Source organism: Pseudomonas sp. Root329, from assembly GCF_001424925.1.
Taxonomy (GTDB): Bacteria; Pseudomonadota; Gammaproteobacteria; order Pseudomonadales; family Pseudomonadaceae; genus Aquipseudomonas; species Aquipseudomonas arabinosi.
The window spans coordinates 234,680-250,416 of record NZ_LMCV01000001.1 but is presented as its reverse complement, the minus strand read 5'-3'; the positions used below and the strand labels follow the sequence as shown (position 1 = coordinate 250,416).

15 protein-coding genes are annotated in these 15,737 nt (G+C 59.1%); all 15 read right to left on the bottom strand.

The window, feature by feature from the left end; genetic code table 11:
• Nucleotides 1–5: 5 nt before the first annotated feature.
• The gene (icmH, locus tag ASC74_RS01165; RefSeq protein ID WP_008150091.1) at nucleotides 6–881 is read right to left on the bottom strand and encodes a type IVB secretion system protein IcmH/DotU; all 876 of its coding nucleotides are present in this window, start codon (nucleotides 879–881) and stop codon (nucleotides 6–8) included.
• Between the two features lie 5 nt (nucleotides 882–886).
• On the bottom strand, nucleotides 887–2,218 hold the full coding sequence (gene tssK, locus ASC74_RS01160; RefSeq protein ID WP_046045022.1) for a type VI secretion system baseplate subunit TssK: 1,332 nt from the start codon (nucleotides 2,216–2,218) through the stop codon (nucleotides 887–889).
• 2 nt (nucleotides 2,219–2,220) lie between these two features.
• Nucleotides 2,221–2,721: a type VI secretion system lipoprotein TssJ gene (gene tssJ / locus ASC74_RS01155; RefSeq protein WP_008150089.1), complete on the bottom strand. Its 501-nt coding sequence runs from the start codon at nucleotides 2,719–2,721 to the stop codon at nucleotides 2,221–2,223.
• A gap of 5 nt (nucleotides 2,722–2,726) precedes the next feature.
• Complete coding sequence (gene tagH, locus ASC74_RS01150) at nucleotides 2,727–3,923, bottom strand: type VI secretion system-associated FHA domain protein TagH (RefSeq protein ID WP_056738643.1); 1,197 nt, start codon at nucleotides 3,921–3,923, stop codon at nucleotides 2,727–2,729.
• A gap of 17 nt (nucleotides 3,924–3,940) precedes the next feature.
• Complete coding sequence (locus ASC74_RS01145) at nucleotides 3,941–4,081, bottom strand: hypothetical protein (protein WP_008150087.1); 141 nt, start codon at nucleotides 4,079–4,081, stop codon at nucleotides 3,941–3,943.
• 93 nt (nucleotides 4,082–4,174) lie between these two features.
• On the bottom strand, nucleotides 4,175–5,695 hold the full coding sequence (locus ASC74_RS01140; RefSeq protein WP_056738641.1) for a sigma-54 interaction domain-containing protein: 1,521 nt from the start codon (nucleotides 5,693–5,695) through the stop codon (nucleotides 4,175–4,177).
• A gap of 10 nt (nucleotides 5,696–5,705) precedes the next feature.
• Entirely contained in the window at nucleotides 5,706–8,354 is a 2,649-nt protein-coding gene (tssH, locus tag ASC74_RS01135) for a type VI secretion system ATPase TssH (protein WP_056738639.1), read from the bottom strand.
• Between the two features lie 13 nt (nucleotides 8,355–8,367).
• Entirely contained in the window at nucleotides 8,368–9,375 is a 1,008-nt protein-coding gene (gene tssG / locus ASC74_RS01130) for a type VI secretion system baseplate subunit TssG (RefSeq protein ID WP_056738637.1), read from the bottom strand.
• Nucleotides 9,339–11,126: a type VI secretion system baseplate subunit TssF gene (gene tssF, locus ASC74_RS01125; protein ID WP_056738635.1), complete on the bottom strand. Its 1,788-nt coding sequence runs from the start codon at nucleotides 11,124–11,126 to the stop codon at nucleotides 9,339–9,341. The genes tssG and tssF overlap by 37 nt, the downstream gene beginning before the upstream one ends.
• A gap of 233 nt (nucleotides 11,127–11,359) precedes the next feature.
• A complete protein-coding gene (locus ASC74_RS01120; RefSeq protein WP_056738633.1) occupies nucleotides 11,360–11,740 on the bottom strand; it encodes a hypothetical protein in 381 nt (126 codons plus the stop codon).
• Between the two features lie 136 nt (nucleotides 11,741–11,876).
• Nucleotides 11,877–12,287, bottom strand: a complete 411-nt coding sequence (locus ASC74_RS01115; protein WP_056738631.1) for a hypothetical protein — start codon at nucleotides 12,285–12,287, stop codon at nucleotides 11,877–11,879.
• Nucleotides 12,284–13,228: a DUF6402 family protein gene (locus ASC74_RS01110; RefSeq protein WP_056738629.1), complete on the bottom strand. Its 945-nt coding sequence runs from the start codon at nucleotides 13,226–13,228 to the stop codon at nucleotides 12,284–12,286. Before ASC74_RS01110 ends, ASC74_RS01115 begins: the two co-directional genes overlap by 4 nt.
• A 63-nt stretch (nucleotides 13,229–13,291) precedes the next feature.
• Nucleotides 13,292–13,816, bottom strand: coding sequence for a PAAR domain-containing protein (locus ASC74_RS01105; RefSeq protein ID WP_056738628.1), 525 nt, complete (start codon nucleotides 13,814–13,816; stop codon nucleotides 13,292–13,294).
• Between the two features lie 10 nt (nucleotides 13,817–13,826).
• Entirely contained in the window at nucleotides 13,827–14,234 is a 408-nt protein-coding gene (gene tssE, locus ASC74_RS01100; protein WP_008150080.1) for a type VI secretion system baseplate subunit TssE, read from the bottom strand.
• A 13-nt stretch (nucleotides 14,235–14,247) separates the two neighbouring features.
• On the bottom strand, nucleotides 14,248–15,723 hold the full coding sequence (tssC, locus tag ASC74_RS01095) for a type VI secretion system contractile sheath large subunit (protein WP_046053879.1): 1,476 nt from the start codon (nucleotides 15,721–15,723) through the stop codon (nucleotides 14,248–14,250).
• Nucleotides 15,724–15,737: the final 14 nt, after the last annotated feature.

Below are 15,737 nucleotides of genomic sequence, written 5' to 3'. Positions count from 1 at the left end.
CCTGTTTACGGCTGCGACTGCGGCTGGACCGCGGCCGGATCTAGCTGCTGATAAGGTTGCAGAACGGTTTCGCGTTGCTCGCCCAATACCCAGGCGAAGCCCGAATACATCACCACCAGGCAAACCACGGTAAACAGCACCACCATCCACGCCGGCACGATGCGCACCAGGCTGCGGCGCTGATCGTTCAAGCCTTCCCAATGCGGCGACAGCTCACGTGGCACGTCGCCGCGCAACTGACGAATCTGGCGATACAAGGCGTCGCGGATGCCTTCGAGCTCGAGCATGCCGCGGGCTTGCACGCGGTACTTGCCTTCGAAGCCCAGCGACAGGCACAGGTACATCAGCTCCAGCATCGGCAGGTGCTTGACCGGGTTTTTCGACAGGCGATCCAGCAGTTGGAAGAACTTCTCGCCGCCAAAGGTTTCGTTGTGGAAGCTGCTGAGCAGGCTCATCTGCGACCACTCGCTTTCGTTGCCCCACGGCGTGGTCACGACGGCTTCGTCGACCACGGTGCAGAGCACGTAACGCGCGGCCATCACCTGGCTGCTTTCGGCGCCGTTGTGCAGCGCCCGCACTTCAAACAGTTTCAGTCCGGCGGTCAGTCGCTCGTTGAGCGCGTACATGTCTTCGCGGGTGTCGCTGTGCTTGAGTCGCACCACTTCCGACAACAGGTCGGAGGCGGCGGCGACCAGCGAATTGAGGCTGATGTTGAAGGCTTCGGCCGGGCGCAAACGCGCGGCGTAGATCATCCGCTCTTCCAGCTGTTCAAAACGCGGCGGTGCGGCGAAATCTGTCAGCGGACTCTGCGCCGGGCCGTGGCCCTGGCGGTCGAGCAGGACGGTTTTATCGTCCTGGGTATGTTCCATGTCCTTGATCATGTCGGTCAGTTCCTGATGGCCCAGAATTTCAGTTCAAGCTCGGCGAATTCGCCGGACACGTGGAACGCGAAGCCGCCGGAGCGCTCGAGTTGTGCCAGGTCTTCGGAACTGAGTTCGAGAATGAAATAGGTTTTGTTGGAGTGGAACGCGATCTGCCGTGGGGCCACCGGCAACGGTTTGACCTTGATCCCAGGCAGATGCAGGTTGACCAGTTGGCGGATACGCTCCACCGGGCCGACCTTGAGGTGCGCCGGCAAGCGATGGCGCAGTTCTTCGGAGTCGCAGTTGGCGCTGGCGGCGAGCACGAACGAGGCCGAGCCCAGCAGTTTGTGGTCGTGCAACGGCGAGACGATGATCCCGTACTGACGCGCTTGCAGGACCAGTTCGATGGCGTGCTGTTCGAGCACCATCGACAGCACCTGACGAATCGCTTCCATCAGTTTGCGGAAGCTCGCGCCCTGGTCGCTGTGCTGGTAACGGCTGTCCAGACGCGGGCGTTTGCTGTCGCTGGAGAAGGTCGCCAGATCGCCGAGCATGGTCAGCAGCGTGCGGTACAACTCTTCCGGGTGAACCTGCTCCAGGCCGAGGTAGTGACGCAGCAGCAGTTCGGTGCGGTTGATCAGTTGCAGCATCATGAAGTCGCCGACTTCCGCGCCACCGACTTTGCCGTTCGAGCGGATTCGCTCGGCGATGGTATCGCCACGGTGGCCGAGCATGCTGATCACTTCTTTCAGGCACGACAGCAGGTAGCTGGACGAATGCGCCTGAATGTAGGTCGGCACGAAGTCCGGGTCGAGGCTGATCACGCCGTCGGGCGTGGTGTCGAGCACTTCGCAGATCTTCAGTTTCACGTAGGCCTGGTCGCTCTGCTGCTCACCGAGCAACAGTTTAAAGTCCGGGCGGCCGCAACTGACCTGGCTGGCGGAGTCGTCGCCGGCGTTGGAATCGGCGACTTCCGCTTCGTACGCGGTGTAGCGCGCCAGCACGTCGGATTGCTCCGGACGACGCGACTCGATGTGGTTGCCGGTGACCAGCGGCAGCGCCAGGTAGATCGGCGTGTTACCGGTGTTCGGTGGCACGTCGAGCGCCAGCGGTTCGGTGTTGCCACCGAGTTCGAACAGGCTGCCGTCCGGCAGAATCCCCGAGGCCTGGCTGATCACCAGTTTGCCCATGTTGAGGAACTGCAAGTCGATGTCCAGGTTCAGGAAGCCCCAGGTGTAGCTGCCCAGCAACTGCGTGCGGGTCTTCATCTGGTGGTCGTAGTAGCGATCGTTGTGCTGGAAGTGCTGCGGGCGCAGCAGCATGCCTTCCTGCCAAATCACTTTATGGGAATTCATGATCAGTCATCCGCCTTGGCGAGCGTTTCGTTGCTGTTGCGGATACCGGCCTGGTCGAGGGTCAGATCAGCGTCGGTGACTTCCACCGGGGTGACTTGCACCGTGTAGCGCCATTTGGTTTCCGGCAGATCGCGGTAGGCGGCGAGGATGCCGACGTAGCGACTGCCCTCCTCCACGCTGAGTTTCATCTCCACGGTTTCACCTGGACGCAGTTCGATTTCTTCGCTGGCCACCAGGTCCGGGGCCAGGGATTCCTTGGCGCGCTCGTACAGGCTGAAGAAGTCAGCGTTCTCGAACGTCACCGGGTGCTTGAGCTCGAACAGACGCACAACGATCGGCGACGGACGCCCGTTGAGGTCCGGGTTCAGCTGATCGCTGGCGGTCAACTTCAGGTTGAGTTTGGTGACGTGGGAATACGGCGACAGCGACGAGCAGCCGGCCAGCAGCACCAGGGCCGCGAACGCCGTCAGCGTCTTGAAAAAAGCGGTCGAGCAGCGAGACATGCGCATCATCCTTGGTGGTCGGTGTGAAGGGTGGAAATCAGGCGGATCTGTTCTTCGTAGGCCTGAGCGAAGTCGCGGGCCAGCAGGCGCTCGCTCCAGTCATCGTCCTGACGCAGGGCCTGGTGATAACGACCGTAGGCTCTCCAGCGACTGCCGGACGTGGCGAGCAACGGCTTGTTGTCGCGCTCGAAACGCAGGGTCAACTGCTGTGGCGAAAAGTGTTCCAGCGTGCCGCGAACGGCGGCGCGGCTGGCGGTCAGCAAGGCCACCTGATGCGCCTGCAAATCGCGGAACGCACGGGAGATCGCCTGCTCGGCCGGCAACTGACCCGGCTTGTTCGGCTGCAACAAAATGCCCAACGCTTCGCCGGCATCGACGGCAAATTTCAGCGGGTTCTTTTGGGTGCCTTGCACGGTGGTCTGGGCCAGACGCAGTTCGTTTTTCAGTTCGCTGCGGGTGCGCAGGCTCTGCTGCAAACCGCCAACGCTTTGCTTGAGCAGGCGTGCAGCGTTCAGCGCCAGGGCTTCGCGGGCGTCGTGGTCGAGGCCTTTGAGGTCCACGCCCAGCACCGCACCGAAGTGTTCCCAGAAACCTTCACTCTGACGCTCGACCGCTTTGGGCGGTGGCGCGGGGGCGGGCTCTGCCGGGGCGTTGATCAGCTCCGGCACCATCAGGCTTTCCATGTCGATACGCGCATAGTCGGCGCGCTGACGGGTGTCTGAGAGGGTGGTGCTCGGGGAGATCAGTTCGTCGATTTCCGAATACACGCGCTCTTGCTGATCGAGGGCATTGAGCGGGTCGAGATCGAGAAACGCATCGTCCGGAATGATGCTGCCCGCTGCTTGCGGACGGCCGACTTCAACGTCGAAGGTCGCCGGGTCGCGCACCAGCCGCGCACGGATCTCGAAGTCACCCAGCACGTAGACACTGCCGTGCTCGATGCGCATCGCTTCGCCCTTGCGCAGGCGCGCGCCGCTTTCGCTGTCCTGGATACCGTTGCTGCTGGTATCGGTCAGGAAAAACGTGCCTTCGCGGTAGCTGATCACCGCGTGGTGGTTGGACAGGTGACGCTTGCGGTCCGGGATGATCCAGTCGCAATCCTCACCCCGACCGATCACGCCACCGGCCTGTTTGAAGGTCTTCTGGCACAAATCCGTGGGCACGAACTGCTTGGTGTTGAGCATTTCGAAAACCAGTTCCATGGTGATACTCCTTGCGGTCACTTGCCGCGATTGACCGCCTGCGGATCACCCAATGGGCGATAGGTGTTGTCGTTGTATTTGTAATTGCCGCTACAGCCGCCGAGGCCGCATAGAACGACGAGGGTCAGCAGGACGGCTTGCCAGTGACGAACAGACATCAGAGGGTCTCCAGGGGTAGACAAAGTACAAAGCGCCGACCCGTTTGGGCGGCGCTGTTAGAAGCGGATGAGGTGAAATCGACGGTCGTTTGCCTACCCATCGAAATCACCCAAATTGATATTCAGGCGCCCGAGGCGGTACAGCAGCGTGCGGCGGGGCAGCCCGAGTTCGCGGGCGGCGAGGGTCTGGTTGCCGTCGTTTTTGCGCAGGCAATCGAGCAACAGAGTGCGTTCGACCTGCTCCAGGCGTTCGCGCAGGTTCAGGCCGCTGCTGTCTTCCGGCACCGCTTCCATGCGCAGAGAGAAATGTTCGGCCAGTAACTCACCGCCCTCGCACAGCAGCACCGCGCGCTCGACCAGGCCTTTGAGTTCACGCACGTTGCCGGGGAAGGCGTAACCGGACAGGTGATCCAGCGCCGCATCGGACCAACTCACGGCGTCCCGTTGCAAGAACGAGCACGCCTTGTCGGCGAAGTGCCGGGCCAGGTCGAGGATGTCGCCTTCGCGCTGACGCAGGGCCGGCAACTCGATCGGGAATTGCGCGAGGCGGTAGTACAAGTCCTCGCGGAATTTGCCTTCGCTGACCAGCACCGACAAATCCCGGTGAGTCGCGGCGATGATGCGCACGTCGATTTTGTGGGTGTCGTTGGAGCCCAACGGGCGGATCTCGCCTTCCTGCAGAACCCGCAACAGCTTGGCTTGCAGGGACAACGGCATGTCGCCGATTTCATCGAGCAACAAGGTGCCGCCGTTGGCCGCATCGAACAGCCCTGCACGGTCGCGATCAGCACCAGTGAACGCGCCTTTGCGATAGCCGAACAATTCGCTTTCCAGCAGGTTTTCGGGGAACGCCGCGCAGTTCTGCACGATGAACGCCTGGGAACGGCGCGGGCCGCAATCGTGAATCGCCCGCGCGACCACTTCCTTGCCGGTGCCGGTTTCACCGCGCAGCAGCACGGTATACGGGCTGTGCAGTACTTTGCTGATCAGCGAATAGGTCTGGCGCATGGCCGAACTCTTGCCGATCAAGCCATAACCGCTGGCGCTCGGAACGCTGGCCTTCGCCGGTCGCGCATCACCGGTTGGCTGACGCAGACGTTGCAGCAAATGCAGTTGACCGAGCACGAACGAACCGAGTTGACCGAGGGAATCGGCAAAGCCTTGCAGATCGACATGCCGGCGACTGGCGCACAGCAGCAAGCCTTCAACGGCTTTCTGCTGATTGACCAGCGGCACACACAACAGCGACTGCCAAGGCATGACCTGAGGTGGCAGGAAACTGGTTTCGTGCAGGCTGCCGCTCAACTCGCTGAGGCACACCACGCGGTTCTGGCACAGGGCGAATTGCAGCAGTTGTTCACCGTTGTAATCCGCCGGCAGGCTCGCCGCTTCCCGGGGTTGCAGGATGCCGTTGAGGCATTCGGCGTTCATCCCCAGGCACGTGTGAGTCGCGTCCAGCAGGTACAGCTGCGTCAACTCACAACCGCTGAGCTCGGCCAACCCGCGCACGAAGTCACCCAGCAGCGCAGCACCGTCCGCCGCGCGCGACAGGCTGGCGAATTGCGCCAGCAAGGCTTCGGCATAGACCAGCGGTTGCGGCACTTGAGTGAACATCACGCCCACCTCAGACGAACTCGCACGTCACGCTGGCGTTGCCGTCTAGCGTCGCGTGGACACGCTTGAGGCTTTCGCCCGTGGCCATCGCATCGAGCAAGCGGTCAGCCACCAGCGGCAGCACGTGCAGGTCGAGCAAATGGTCGATCAGACGTGCGCCGCTGTCGCTTTGGGTGCAACGTTCGGCCAGGTGATCGACGAGGTCTTGCGAGTAAGTGAAATCCAACTGACGACGGTTCAGGCGCTCGCCCAAACGACCGAGTTTGATTTCGATCAGCTCGCGCAGCACCGGGCCACCGACCGGGTAGTAAGGCACCACACGCATGCGCGCCAGCAACGCCGGTTTGAAGTGTTTGCTCAGCACCGGGCGGATGGTTTCTTCAAGGACTTCGGCCGACGGTCGCGCGCCGTTTTCACAGAGCTCGGCGATGCGATCGCTGCCCAGGTTCGAAGTCATCAGGATCAGCGTGTTGCGGAAGTCGATCTCGCGCCCTTCGCCATCGTTGGCCACGCCTTTGTCGAAGATTTGGTAGAACAGGTTCAGCACGTCCGGATCAGCCTTTTCGACTTCGTCGAGCAGCACCACCGAGTACGGCTTCTGGCGCACGGCTTCGGTGAGCATGCCGCCCTCGCCGTAACCGACGTAGCCCGGCGGTGCACCGATCAGGCGCGAGACGGTGTGTTTCTCCTGGAACTCGGACATGTTGATGGTGGTGATGAAACGATCACCGCCGTACAGCAAGTCAGCGAGGGCCAGCGCGGTTTCGGTCTTGCCGACGCCACTCGGGCCGACCAGCAGGAACACGCCGACCGGTGCATCAGGTTTGTTCAAACCGGCAGCGGTGGCGCGCATCGAGCGGTCCAGTGCGTGAACGGCTTGTTCCTGACCACGAATGCGCGTGCGCAAGTCGGTGGCGAAGCTCGCGACCTTGGCGTTGTGCTCGCGGGCCAGTTGCGCCAATGGCACGCCGGTCCAGGCGCTGATCACCTCCGCCACCAGACGCGGGCAGACTTCGAAGCTCACCAGACGTTCTTTGACCTGAAGCTCGGTCAGCGCTTTGTGAGTTTCGTTGAGTGCGGCTTCCAGGGTTTCGACGCTTTGCGCTTCGTCCACCGGCAGCGTTTCGATCACGGTGCCTTCGGCATCTTCTTCAACCGTGACAGTGGGCTCGACGGCGGCAGCTTCGCGGGCCTTGGCCAGTTGCTGACGCAGGTCCAGCAGGCGCTCGGCCAGTTCTTTCTGCTCGGTCCAGAGGGTTTCCAGCGCGATCCTTTCGTCGTCGGCGGCTGCCAGGCGATCTTCCAAAGCGTCCAGCGCTTCGTGATCGATCAGCAGACCGGCCTCGGCATCACGGCGCAGGGCCTGACGCTGACGACCGCCTTCAGCCAGTTCGCCACGCAGGCGTTCGAGGCTTTCCGGGGCAGCGGCGAGGCTGATGCGTACGCGGGCGCACGCGGTGTCGAGGACGTCGACAGCTTTGTCCGGCAGCTGACGACCGGCCAGGTAACGGGCGGACAGTTCGGCCGCCGCAACCACCGCGTCATCGCGCAGGTAGATGCCGTGGCTCTTCTCGTAAACCTGAGCCAGGCCACGCAGGATGGTCACCGCTTCGCTGACGGTCGGTTCGTGCAGTTGCACCGGTTGGAAGCGACGGGCCAGGGCCGGGTCTTTTTCGAAGTACTTCTTGTACTCCGCCCACGTGGTGGCGGCGATGGTGCGCAACTCGCCACGGGCCAATGCTGGCTTGAGCAGGTTGGCCGCGTCGGAACCGCCGGCATTGCCGCCCGCGCCGATCAGCGTGTGAGCTTCGTCGATGAACAGGATGATTGGTTTCGGCGAGGCTTTGACTTCGTCGATCACGCCTTTGAGGCGACGCTCAAATTCACCTTTGACGCTGGCGCCGGCCTGCAACAGGCCCATGTCCAGCGACAGCAACTCAACGCCTTTCAAGACTTGCGGCACTTCACCGGCGGCGATGCGTGAGGCCAGGCCTTCGACGATGGCGGTTTTGCCGACGCCGGCTTCACCGACCACAATCGGGTTGTTCTTGCGGCGACGGGCGAGGATGTCGACCATCTGCCGGATCGCGCCATCGCGGCACAACACCGGGTCGAGTTTGCCGTCGCGGGCCTGTTGGGTCAGGTTGTGGGTGAAGCGCTGCAGCAGCGATTCGCCCGGCACGGCAGGTTTGCCGGTGGCCGGTTGTTCTTTCTGCGACAGGGCGAATTCTTTCAGACGCTCGATATTCAGTTTGGCCAGCAACGATTGGTAGCGGCTGCCAGCGTAGCGCATCGGATTGCGCAACAGCGCGAGGATCAACGCGGCTTGCTCGACCTGGCTCTGGCCCAGTTCAAGGTTGGCCACCAGCAACGCGTCTTGCAGCCACTGCACCAGTTCCGGGGCGAACACCGGGTTGCGCGAAGCGCTGTGCTCGACCCGCGATTGCAACGCGGCGCTGAGCTCACCGGCATCCACTTCGGCGTCTTGCAGCGCGCGTGCGAGCAAGCCTTGCGGGCGCTCCAGCAAGCCCAGCAGCAAGTCTTCGACGAGGATCTTGCTGCCACCACGGGCGACGCAGCGTTCGGCCGAACTTTCCAGGTCACGACGGGTTTCGGCGTCCAGCGCCTGGATAAGTTGTTGCAGGTCTACGTTGATCATTGGTCATCTGTCCTTAATGAATTTTGCTGCCCAGGGTCACCACGCCGTCCGCTTTTTCGCGGCCGAGCCAACTGGTCCATCCCAGGCGACAGGCGTTCTGCTCACCGATGCGCAGTTCGCGGATTTCTTCCTGGCGCAGCACCAGGCGAATGTCGTAATCGAGCGGGTCACGCAGGGTGAACCGCACCAGCGCACAGAGCGGCTGGTAGCCGAAACCGATCGGCAGGAATTCGTGGAAGCGTTGCCAGTCGAGTTCGCGGATGTGGATGCGGAATTTGCCGCTGCGGTCGCGCACGTGTTCGCCCAGCACCAGGTCTTCGCCGAGCAGGCTGTTGGCGCGGCCCAAGCGATTGCGCTGCTCGTCGAGGATTTCGACGCGACGCTCGATGCACTGCTCGATGGTCAGTTCGGCGTGCTTGAAGTAGTAACGCAGCACCGCTTCGATCAGCGCCGCCGAGTGCGCCCGCAAGCTGAGCAAACCGAGGTACGGCAGCAGGCGTTTCCAGTTCAGTTCGCCGGCCTTGCGGATCTCTTCGCCACCCAGGCCGATCAACGCAAACAGCTGCGAAGAAAACGGGTCGAGGGCACCGCTCTGGAAGCTTGCGCGGTAGCGGTATTTTTTCCAGATCGGCAGCATCAGCCGTTGCAGGCGATGGTGGAACAGGTCGAGGAAGTTGCGGGTCGGGTTGCCGTCTTCGCTATCGCCCAGGGCCTGTTCGCCGTAGAACGCCGGCAGCGGCGAGCCGGAACCGACCAGGCCAATCAGGTTGAATCGCAGACGCGCGCGCAGGTGGCCGTGCTCGGTGAAAAACTCCACGCGATCAACGTCACTGCCGGGAAAACCCAGGCTCGGGTTGGCCTGGAATTCCAGCTGATCGTACAAATCGTCCTGGCTCAGGTGCGGGTGGGCCTCACGCAGCCGGTCAACGACCAGCAGCACGGCCTGAAACAGCGAGTACTCGCGTATTCCTCGGGTCAGTCCGCTTAAAGAAGCGGCTGAAGGCCCATACGTGGTGTCCATTGGTACACCTCTCCCTGTGTGCTTTTTACCCGCAGCTCGTGGTACGAATTGAGACTGGCGTAAAGCGCGAAAAACTCGTTAAGAACCGAAGCGAAAACGAACAGGTCGCCCTCGCCGATATACCCTTCCGGGTCGATGGTCAGCTCGGTGCGCAACCCGCGTACCGGCAACCCTCGGTGCAATCGGTCGACGTGTTGGTGTTTGATCGACTTGAGCCCGCCCAGCAGACGCTTGCTGACTTTTTCAGCGTGTTGGTCGTAGTAGCGCGGCAGGTCGTAGGTTTCGAGAATCACCTTTAACGCATTGACGTCGGCCAGCGACAGATAGTTAAGCGACATGTTGCTGATCAGCTTCCAGAGGAAGTCACGGTTCAGCGGCGGCGCATAACTGGGCGTGGCCGGGGTGATATTGCGGAAACTGAGGAACTCCGGCGTCTCTTCGCAGGCCATGCAGATGTCGCCGAGCTTGAGCTTGCGCGGCAGGTTCTGGTTGGTGCACATCAGCTCGATCGACAGGGTTTCGTGGGCTTCGGTATGGCGAATGCCGAAGCTCAGATACGTGTCGAGGCCGTCGTGCAACGAGGATGAACGCTGGCGAATGCTGTAGTGCGGACGGCTGTTGGGCACGTCGAAACTCGGATCGTGCTCGAACGATTCGAACGGCACGTACTCTTGATAACCGAGGCCGCCGGGTTTCCAGCCGGTCACGGTTTCCACCGAGAACACACCGCAGTTTTGCAGGTCGTATTCGGCTGGCAGCAGCAGGTATTCGTCCTGTTTTCCATCGAGGCGGATCGGCAGCGCATCGTGCTTGAACAGGTTGACGATTGGCGTGCAATAGAGCTTCACGTTGTCCAGCGTCGGACGGAGGCGCTGAATGCCGCTCTTGCGAATATCGAAGCGCAATTCGAGGCCGCGCATCTGCTTCAGCGTGTCTTCCGGCAGCGCCTTGAGCAGGTCCAGACCGTTGATATCGACGAACAGGAATTTGTCCTGGAAGGCGAAATATTCCTGCAGGTAGCGGTAGCCACGGAAGGTGTTCAGCGGATACGGGATCAACGCCTCTTCTTCGGCGAAACCCACCGGCTGCACGCGGTCACCGGGCATCTTGAAGGCCATTGGCGTGCCGTTGACGCCGTTGATGGGCTTGCCGGCGCCGTCCAGCGGGATCAACTCGATGCCTTCCAGGTTGCGCAACAGGCTCAGGTAAAGCATCTGGCTGATGTAGCGCTCACCGGCGAAGTGCAGGCGCAAGCGACTCAGCTCCAGCTCACCGAGATGACCGTCAGCGCTCATCTCCAGACGCAGGCTCAACAACGAACCGTCGCCCTTCACCGAGTAATTCAGCGCCGCCAGATCCAGCGGCAAGACTTCGGTCGGGTAGCAGGTACGGAAACGGCAACGCACGTCATCGATCGGCACACTCTCGACCGGCGTGTCGCGCTCGACCATCAACGCAGGTCCCGATCGCTTCAACGGATCGAACTGCAGAATGCTGAACGCCGGCAGCGGCCGCATGTAGTTGGGCCACAGCAGATGCATCAGCGAATGGCTGAGCTCCGGCAGTTCGTCGTCGAGCTTCTGGCGCAGGCGACCGGTCAGGAACGCAAAGCCTTCCAGCAACCGCTCCACGTCCGGATCCCGCCCGGCCTGACCCAGGAAAGGCGCCAACGCCGGGCTACGCTCGGCGAATCGACGACCTAACTGGCGAAGTGCGGTGAGTTCGCTTTGGTAGTAGTGGTTAAACGACACGGGTTACCTGCCTGGTATTGAATCTCATGAAAAAACTGTCCTGTAGAGCGCGACCGTCAGACCGGAAACCACGTAGCCGGCGATGAGCAGGTACCGAAGAAAGGCCAGCCAGCCCACCATCATCCTCGACCAGGGTCAAAGCCAACTTCACCAAGAGCGGAGACCAAAGCGCTGCCCTGAAAAAATTTGGATTAGGACAGCATTCATTTCTTTGAATGCTCTGCGACGGATCGTTAGTAAATTTCACTGAACACCCAGTGATTAAAGCTGTAAAGAGCAACAACACCTACAACAGAAGAAGCCAAGAATAAAACACCATCGCGCGAGTTTTTATATTTAAAGAATTTCGTTAGCGCCTTTACAAAATAATAAAAAGAAAACGCCATCATCGGAATATAAAGAACCATACAAAAAACAAACAAGCTTCCGTAGACATCAACTCCGGCTATTGACCTTTGAGTTTTCGGATCAGTGCACGACATCAGCAGAAAAACCGCGGAGGTCAAAAAATAAAAATAGTTGATCATTTTAAGAATTTTCAACACGACCAAATCTTTCGAATGCAGCAGCTCAAGCGCAATCTTTGGAACGGGGTTAGTTTCATAACTAATCACGACATCGGCCCCTCTGAAAAAAACTTCGGAAGCACGAACAACACCAGCAAACTGATAATATTATGGACAGTTCCCTTTTTCGTCCCTTGTTTTCTCTTTATTGGCTCGCATAGAGCCCCCCGCGCTAGATAAACCATCAGTTATCCATGATTTCATAAGGGGTGTTACTAATTAAGAAACTTGCCCAGTGAGCCTTCCAATTTGGAACAGACAACGTAAAAGTCCGGCGATCCTTGTTAAAATCAATCCATGTAATTCCGACGATGTCTTTATCTTCAAATGACTGCATATCCAGAGACGTCTCCGACGTCAGCGGCGTTCGATAAACTTGACTGGAGTTTTTCTTGTCAACAAACCGCAAATACACCATGCCTGACGCCCCCAACAGCCAGCTGGCCCGAACCGCCTCGACTTGATAATCGCCTGAAGGACTGGCAAACGACACATAAGGAGCACGCGTCAACTCGTTATTGACTACAAACAGGCCGGCGCACACCACAACTATCAGAGTGGCAACCGCTTTAATCGATCTTCTGGGATTATTCATTTGACCAGAATCTCGATCGGCGCAGCAGAAACGCTTTCATATAGGACGTCAGAATAAACACGGAAATCTCCGCCTTTCTGATTTTCTTGCCGATATTTTTGAAAGTCGCTGTTCTGCACTAACATATAGTGCTTTCTTCCCAGCTCATCATAAGCCGCTTGCTTTTCGGGGCTCATTCCGCCACGAGAGTTGAATTTCAGTCTGTTTTGTTCACGGGTGTTGCTCGCATTCTTATTAGCCCCTTCGACAATGTCCGCCTCAATCCCGTCGAAATTCCAATAGCCCAACCCTTGACTATACAGAGAGAGAGCATCATTGAAGTCATAGGAGTCTTCAATATAAAAACCTATCCGATTCGGAAGAAAAACCACGCTCTTTTCAGTAACGACTATTTCGCCTTCTGCGAACACATGGATATTAAAATTGGCGAGGGCGGCGCGCAGTTCATTGACTTCGTCTTCATCAGACTGCTCAAACTCGATTGTTTCACTATTCGCGTAACCGAACCTCTCTACGGCACTTGCCACACCATTGAACGCAAATGGATAAATACCTGGTGCTCTACCGCCATAGACTGGTTTCATTTTACTTTTAATAAGATTAATCGCCGCCGGATTGTTCCATTTGGTGCGCAGACGATCGACGGACTCTTTTGCTCTGTCGAATTGAAGAGCCCAACTCATTTTCACGATATTTTCATTAATATATTCATCAGGGGCAAATTTGTGATGCCCCTTAACTTCTTCTTCCATGCCTCCGTCTTTTGTTGTGGACCATGGCTTGCCATCAAACCACTTAAGCATTAACTCGGCCGCCACCGGCCATTCTATTTTTTTCATGGCATCCGGAATATCGGTAATTTTAAATTGACGCACAGCGACAGTTTGTCCGGTTTGATTGCTTGCCGGTGTCATGGTTGACTTGATGGTTGTCGCTGCCATTTAAAAATCCGTCCCAGAAACATTAAGAACACCGTCGTCGACGGCACTTCCTTGTAATTTGCTTTAAGCGAGCACCACTTTGGACTGTGGTTGTATGACTAGCTCGAACTCTTCTGCCGTCGATGAAAAGATTTTTTGCGTTTTACCGTCACTACCTGTGACACCAGTGATGATCTTTCCCGATGCAGTTTTAAGCGTGTACTCAACCCCAGCCAACGGCTTCCCGGTGTCTTGGCAATTGATCACAAAGTGCTCGTTAAACGGCCACTGAATCTCCACCGGCAATGGCGCCACAAACGGCACCGCCGAATGCGAATTCCCAATAATCACCGTCCCGGACCCGGCCGTAACCTTGTTGCCATGAGTTCCAACGGAATCCACCGTCGCCGCCGGTTTCCCGTTAATCAAAACCGTCGTCGCCAACCCGCCCGACATCGCACCACCACACGCCGAGGCATCGCCTTGGCGGGCGGCCGCGAGGCCGTCGAAGAACACGTCGCCGGAACCGGCGGCGATCGGGTTGGTGCCGTGGCCGGGGAGCGGGCAAGCGGTGGGGTCAGATACGCGGGCTGCGGGTTTGCCGGACATCGGAGTCTCCTTAGTTGACCTTTACTTGACCGCTGCCATCCAGGCGCGCGGCGAAACTGACCTGACGCTTGAAACCATCAACTTCCAGCAAGCCTTCGATGCTGAAGGACAGGCGAAGCTGATCGTGATCACGCGGCAGGGAAATGACACGCACATTGCTCAGGCGTGGCTCGTAGGCTTCGATGAAATTTTCGATGGCCAAACGGGCCTGACTCAGGGAGTCGTGCAGGCTCAGACGCATGTCATTGAGATCGGGTAGCCCGTAATCGGACAGCGTTTGCACGCTGCCCGCACGGGTGCTGAGCATCTTGGCCAGATGGGCAGCCACGGACGCCATGGCGGAGACCTCGCGGCTCCAGCCGACGCGTTTGTCCGCGTCGCCACCCAGGCGTTCGAAAAGGCTGCCGTATCCAGTCATGAGTTAGCTCCGCTTACTCTTTGTCCAGCTTGCCAACCAGCGACAGGGTGAAATCGGCACCCATGTACTTGAAGTGCGGGCGCACGTTCAGGCTGACGCGGTACCAGCCAGGCTCGCCTTCAACATCGCTGACGATGATCTGGGCAGCGCGCAGTGGACGACGGCCACGGACTTCGGCGCTTGGGTTTTCCTGGTCGGCCACGTACTGGCGGATCCACTTGTTGAGTTCCAGCTCGAGGTCGGTGCGTTCTTTCCACGAACCGAGTTGTTCGCGCTGCAGCACTTTCAAGTAGTGAGCCAAGCGGTTGACGATCATCATGTACGGCAGTTGAGTGCCGAGCTTGTAGTTCAGCTCTGCTGCCTTGCCTTCTGCGCTGATGCCGAAGAACTTCGGTTTCTGCACCGAGCTGGCGGAGAAGAACGCCGCGTTGTCGGAGCCTTTACGCATGGTCAGGGAGATGAAGCCTTCCTCGGCCAGTTCGTATTCACGACGGTCGCTAACCAGAACCTCGGTAGGAATCTTGGTTTCGATTTCGCCCATGCTTTCGAAGTGGTGCAACGGCAGGTCTTCAACCGCGCCACCGCTCTGCGGGCCGATGATGTTCGGGCACCAGCGGAACTTGGCGAAACTGTCGGTCAGCTTGGTGCCGAACGCGTAGGCGGTGTTGCCCCACAGGTAGTGCTCGTGGCTGTTGGCGACGGTTTCTTTGTACACGAACGATTTGACCGGGTTTTCTTCCGGGTCGTACGGGTTACGCAGCAGGAAACGCGGCACGGTCAGGCCAACGTAACGGGAGTCTTCCGACTGGCGGAAGCTCTGCCATTTGGCGAATTGCGGGCCTTCGAAGTGATCTTTCAGATCCTTCAGGTCCGGCAGACCGGTGAAGCTTTCCAGGCCGAAGAATTTCGGGCCGGCCGCGGCAATGAACGGCGCGTGGGACATGCAGGCAACGCTGGACACGTACTGCATCAGTTTCACGTCCGGCGAGCTTGGGGACATGAAGTAGTTAGCGATGATCGCGCCAACCGGCTGACCACCGAACTGACCGTATTCAGCGGTGTAGATGTGTTTGTACAGGCCCGACTGCATCACTTCCGGCGAATCTTCGAAGTCGTCCAGCAGGTCGTCCTTGGAGACGTTGAGGATTTCGATCTTGATGTTTTCGCGGAAGTTAGTGCGATCAACCAGCAACTGCAGACCACGCCACGACGATTCCAGGGACTGGAACGCCGGGTGGTGCAGGATCTCGTCCATCTGGCGGCTGAGCTTGGCATCGATCTCGGCGATCATGCGGTCAACCATGGCCTTCTTGACTGGCTCACCGTTGTTTTGCGGCTTGAGCAGCTCTTCGATGAAGGCCGACACACCGCGCTTGGCGATGTCGTAGGCTTCGTCGTCCGGCGTCAGGCGGGTTTCGGCGATGATGCTGTCGAGAATGCTGTATTCGCCGTTCTCTTTGCTCTTTTGCTGTGCTGCGCTAGTGCTCATTGTGTTGGCTTCCT

Coding starts and splice junctions, on each gene's coding strand:
- icmH (WP_008150091.1), bottom strand. CDS start 881: ATGATCAAGGACATGGAACATACCCAGGACGATAAAACCGTCCTGCTC.
- tssK (WP_046045022.1), bottom strand. CDS start 2,218: ATGAATTCCCATAAAGTGATTTGGCAGGAAGGCATGCTGCTGCGCCCG.
- tssJ (WP_008150089.1), bottom strand. CDS start 2,721: ATGTCTCGCTGCTCGACCGCTTTTTTCAAGACGCTGACGGCGTTCGCG.
- tagH (WP_056738643.1), bottom strand. CDS start 3,923: ATGGAACTGGTTTTCGAAATGCTCAACACCAAGCAGTTCGTGCCCACG.
- ASC74_RS01145 (WP_008150087.1), bottom strand. CDS start 4,081: ATGTCTGTTCGTCACTGGCAAGCCGTCCTGCTGACCCTCGTCGTTCTA.
- ASC74_RS01140 (WP_056738641.1), bottom strand. CDS start 5,695: ATGTTCACTCAAGTGCCGCAACCGCTGGTCTATGCCGAAGCCTTGCTG.
- tssH (WP_056738639.1), bottom strand. CDS start 8,354: ATGATCAACGTAGACCTGCAACAACTTATCCAGGCGCTGGACGCCGAA.
- tssG (WP_056738637.1), bottom strand. CDS start 9,375: ATGGACACCACGTATGGGCCTTCAGCCGCTTCTTTAAGCGGACTGACC.
- ASC74_RS01115 (WP_056738631.1), bottom strand. CDS start 12,287: ATGAATAATCCCAGAAGATCGATTAAAGCGGTTGCCACTCTGATAGTT.
- ASC74_RS01110 (WP_056738629.1), bottom strand. CDS start 13,228: ATGGCAGCGACAACCATCAAGTCAACCATGACACCGGCAAGCAATCAA.
- ASC74_RS01105 (WP_056738628.1), bottom strand. CDS start 13,816: ATGTCCGGCAAACCCGCAGCCCGCGTATCTGACCCCACCGCTTGCCCG.
- tssE (WP_008150080.1), bottom strand. CDS start 14,234: ATGACTGGATACGGCAGCCTTTTCGAACGCCTGGGTGGCGACGCGGAC.
- tssC (WP_046053879.1), bottom strand. CDS start 15,723: ATGAGCACTAGCGCAGCACAGCAAAAGAGCAAAGAGAACGGCGAATAC.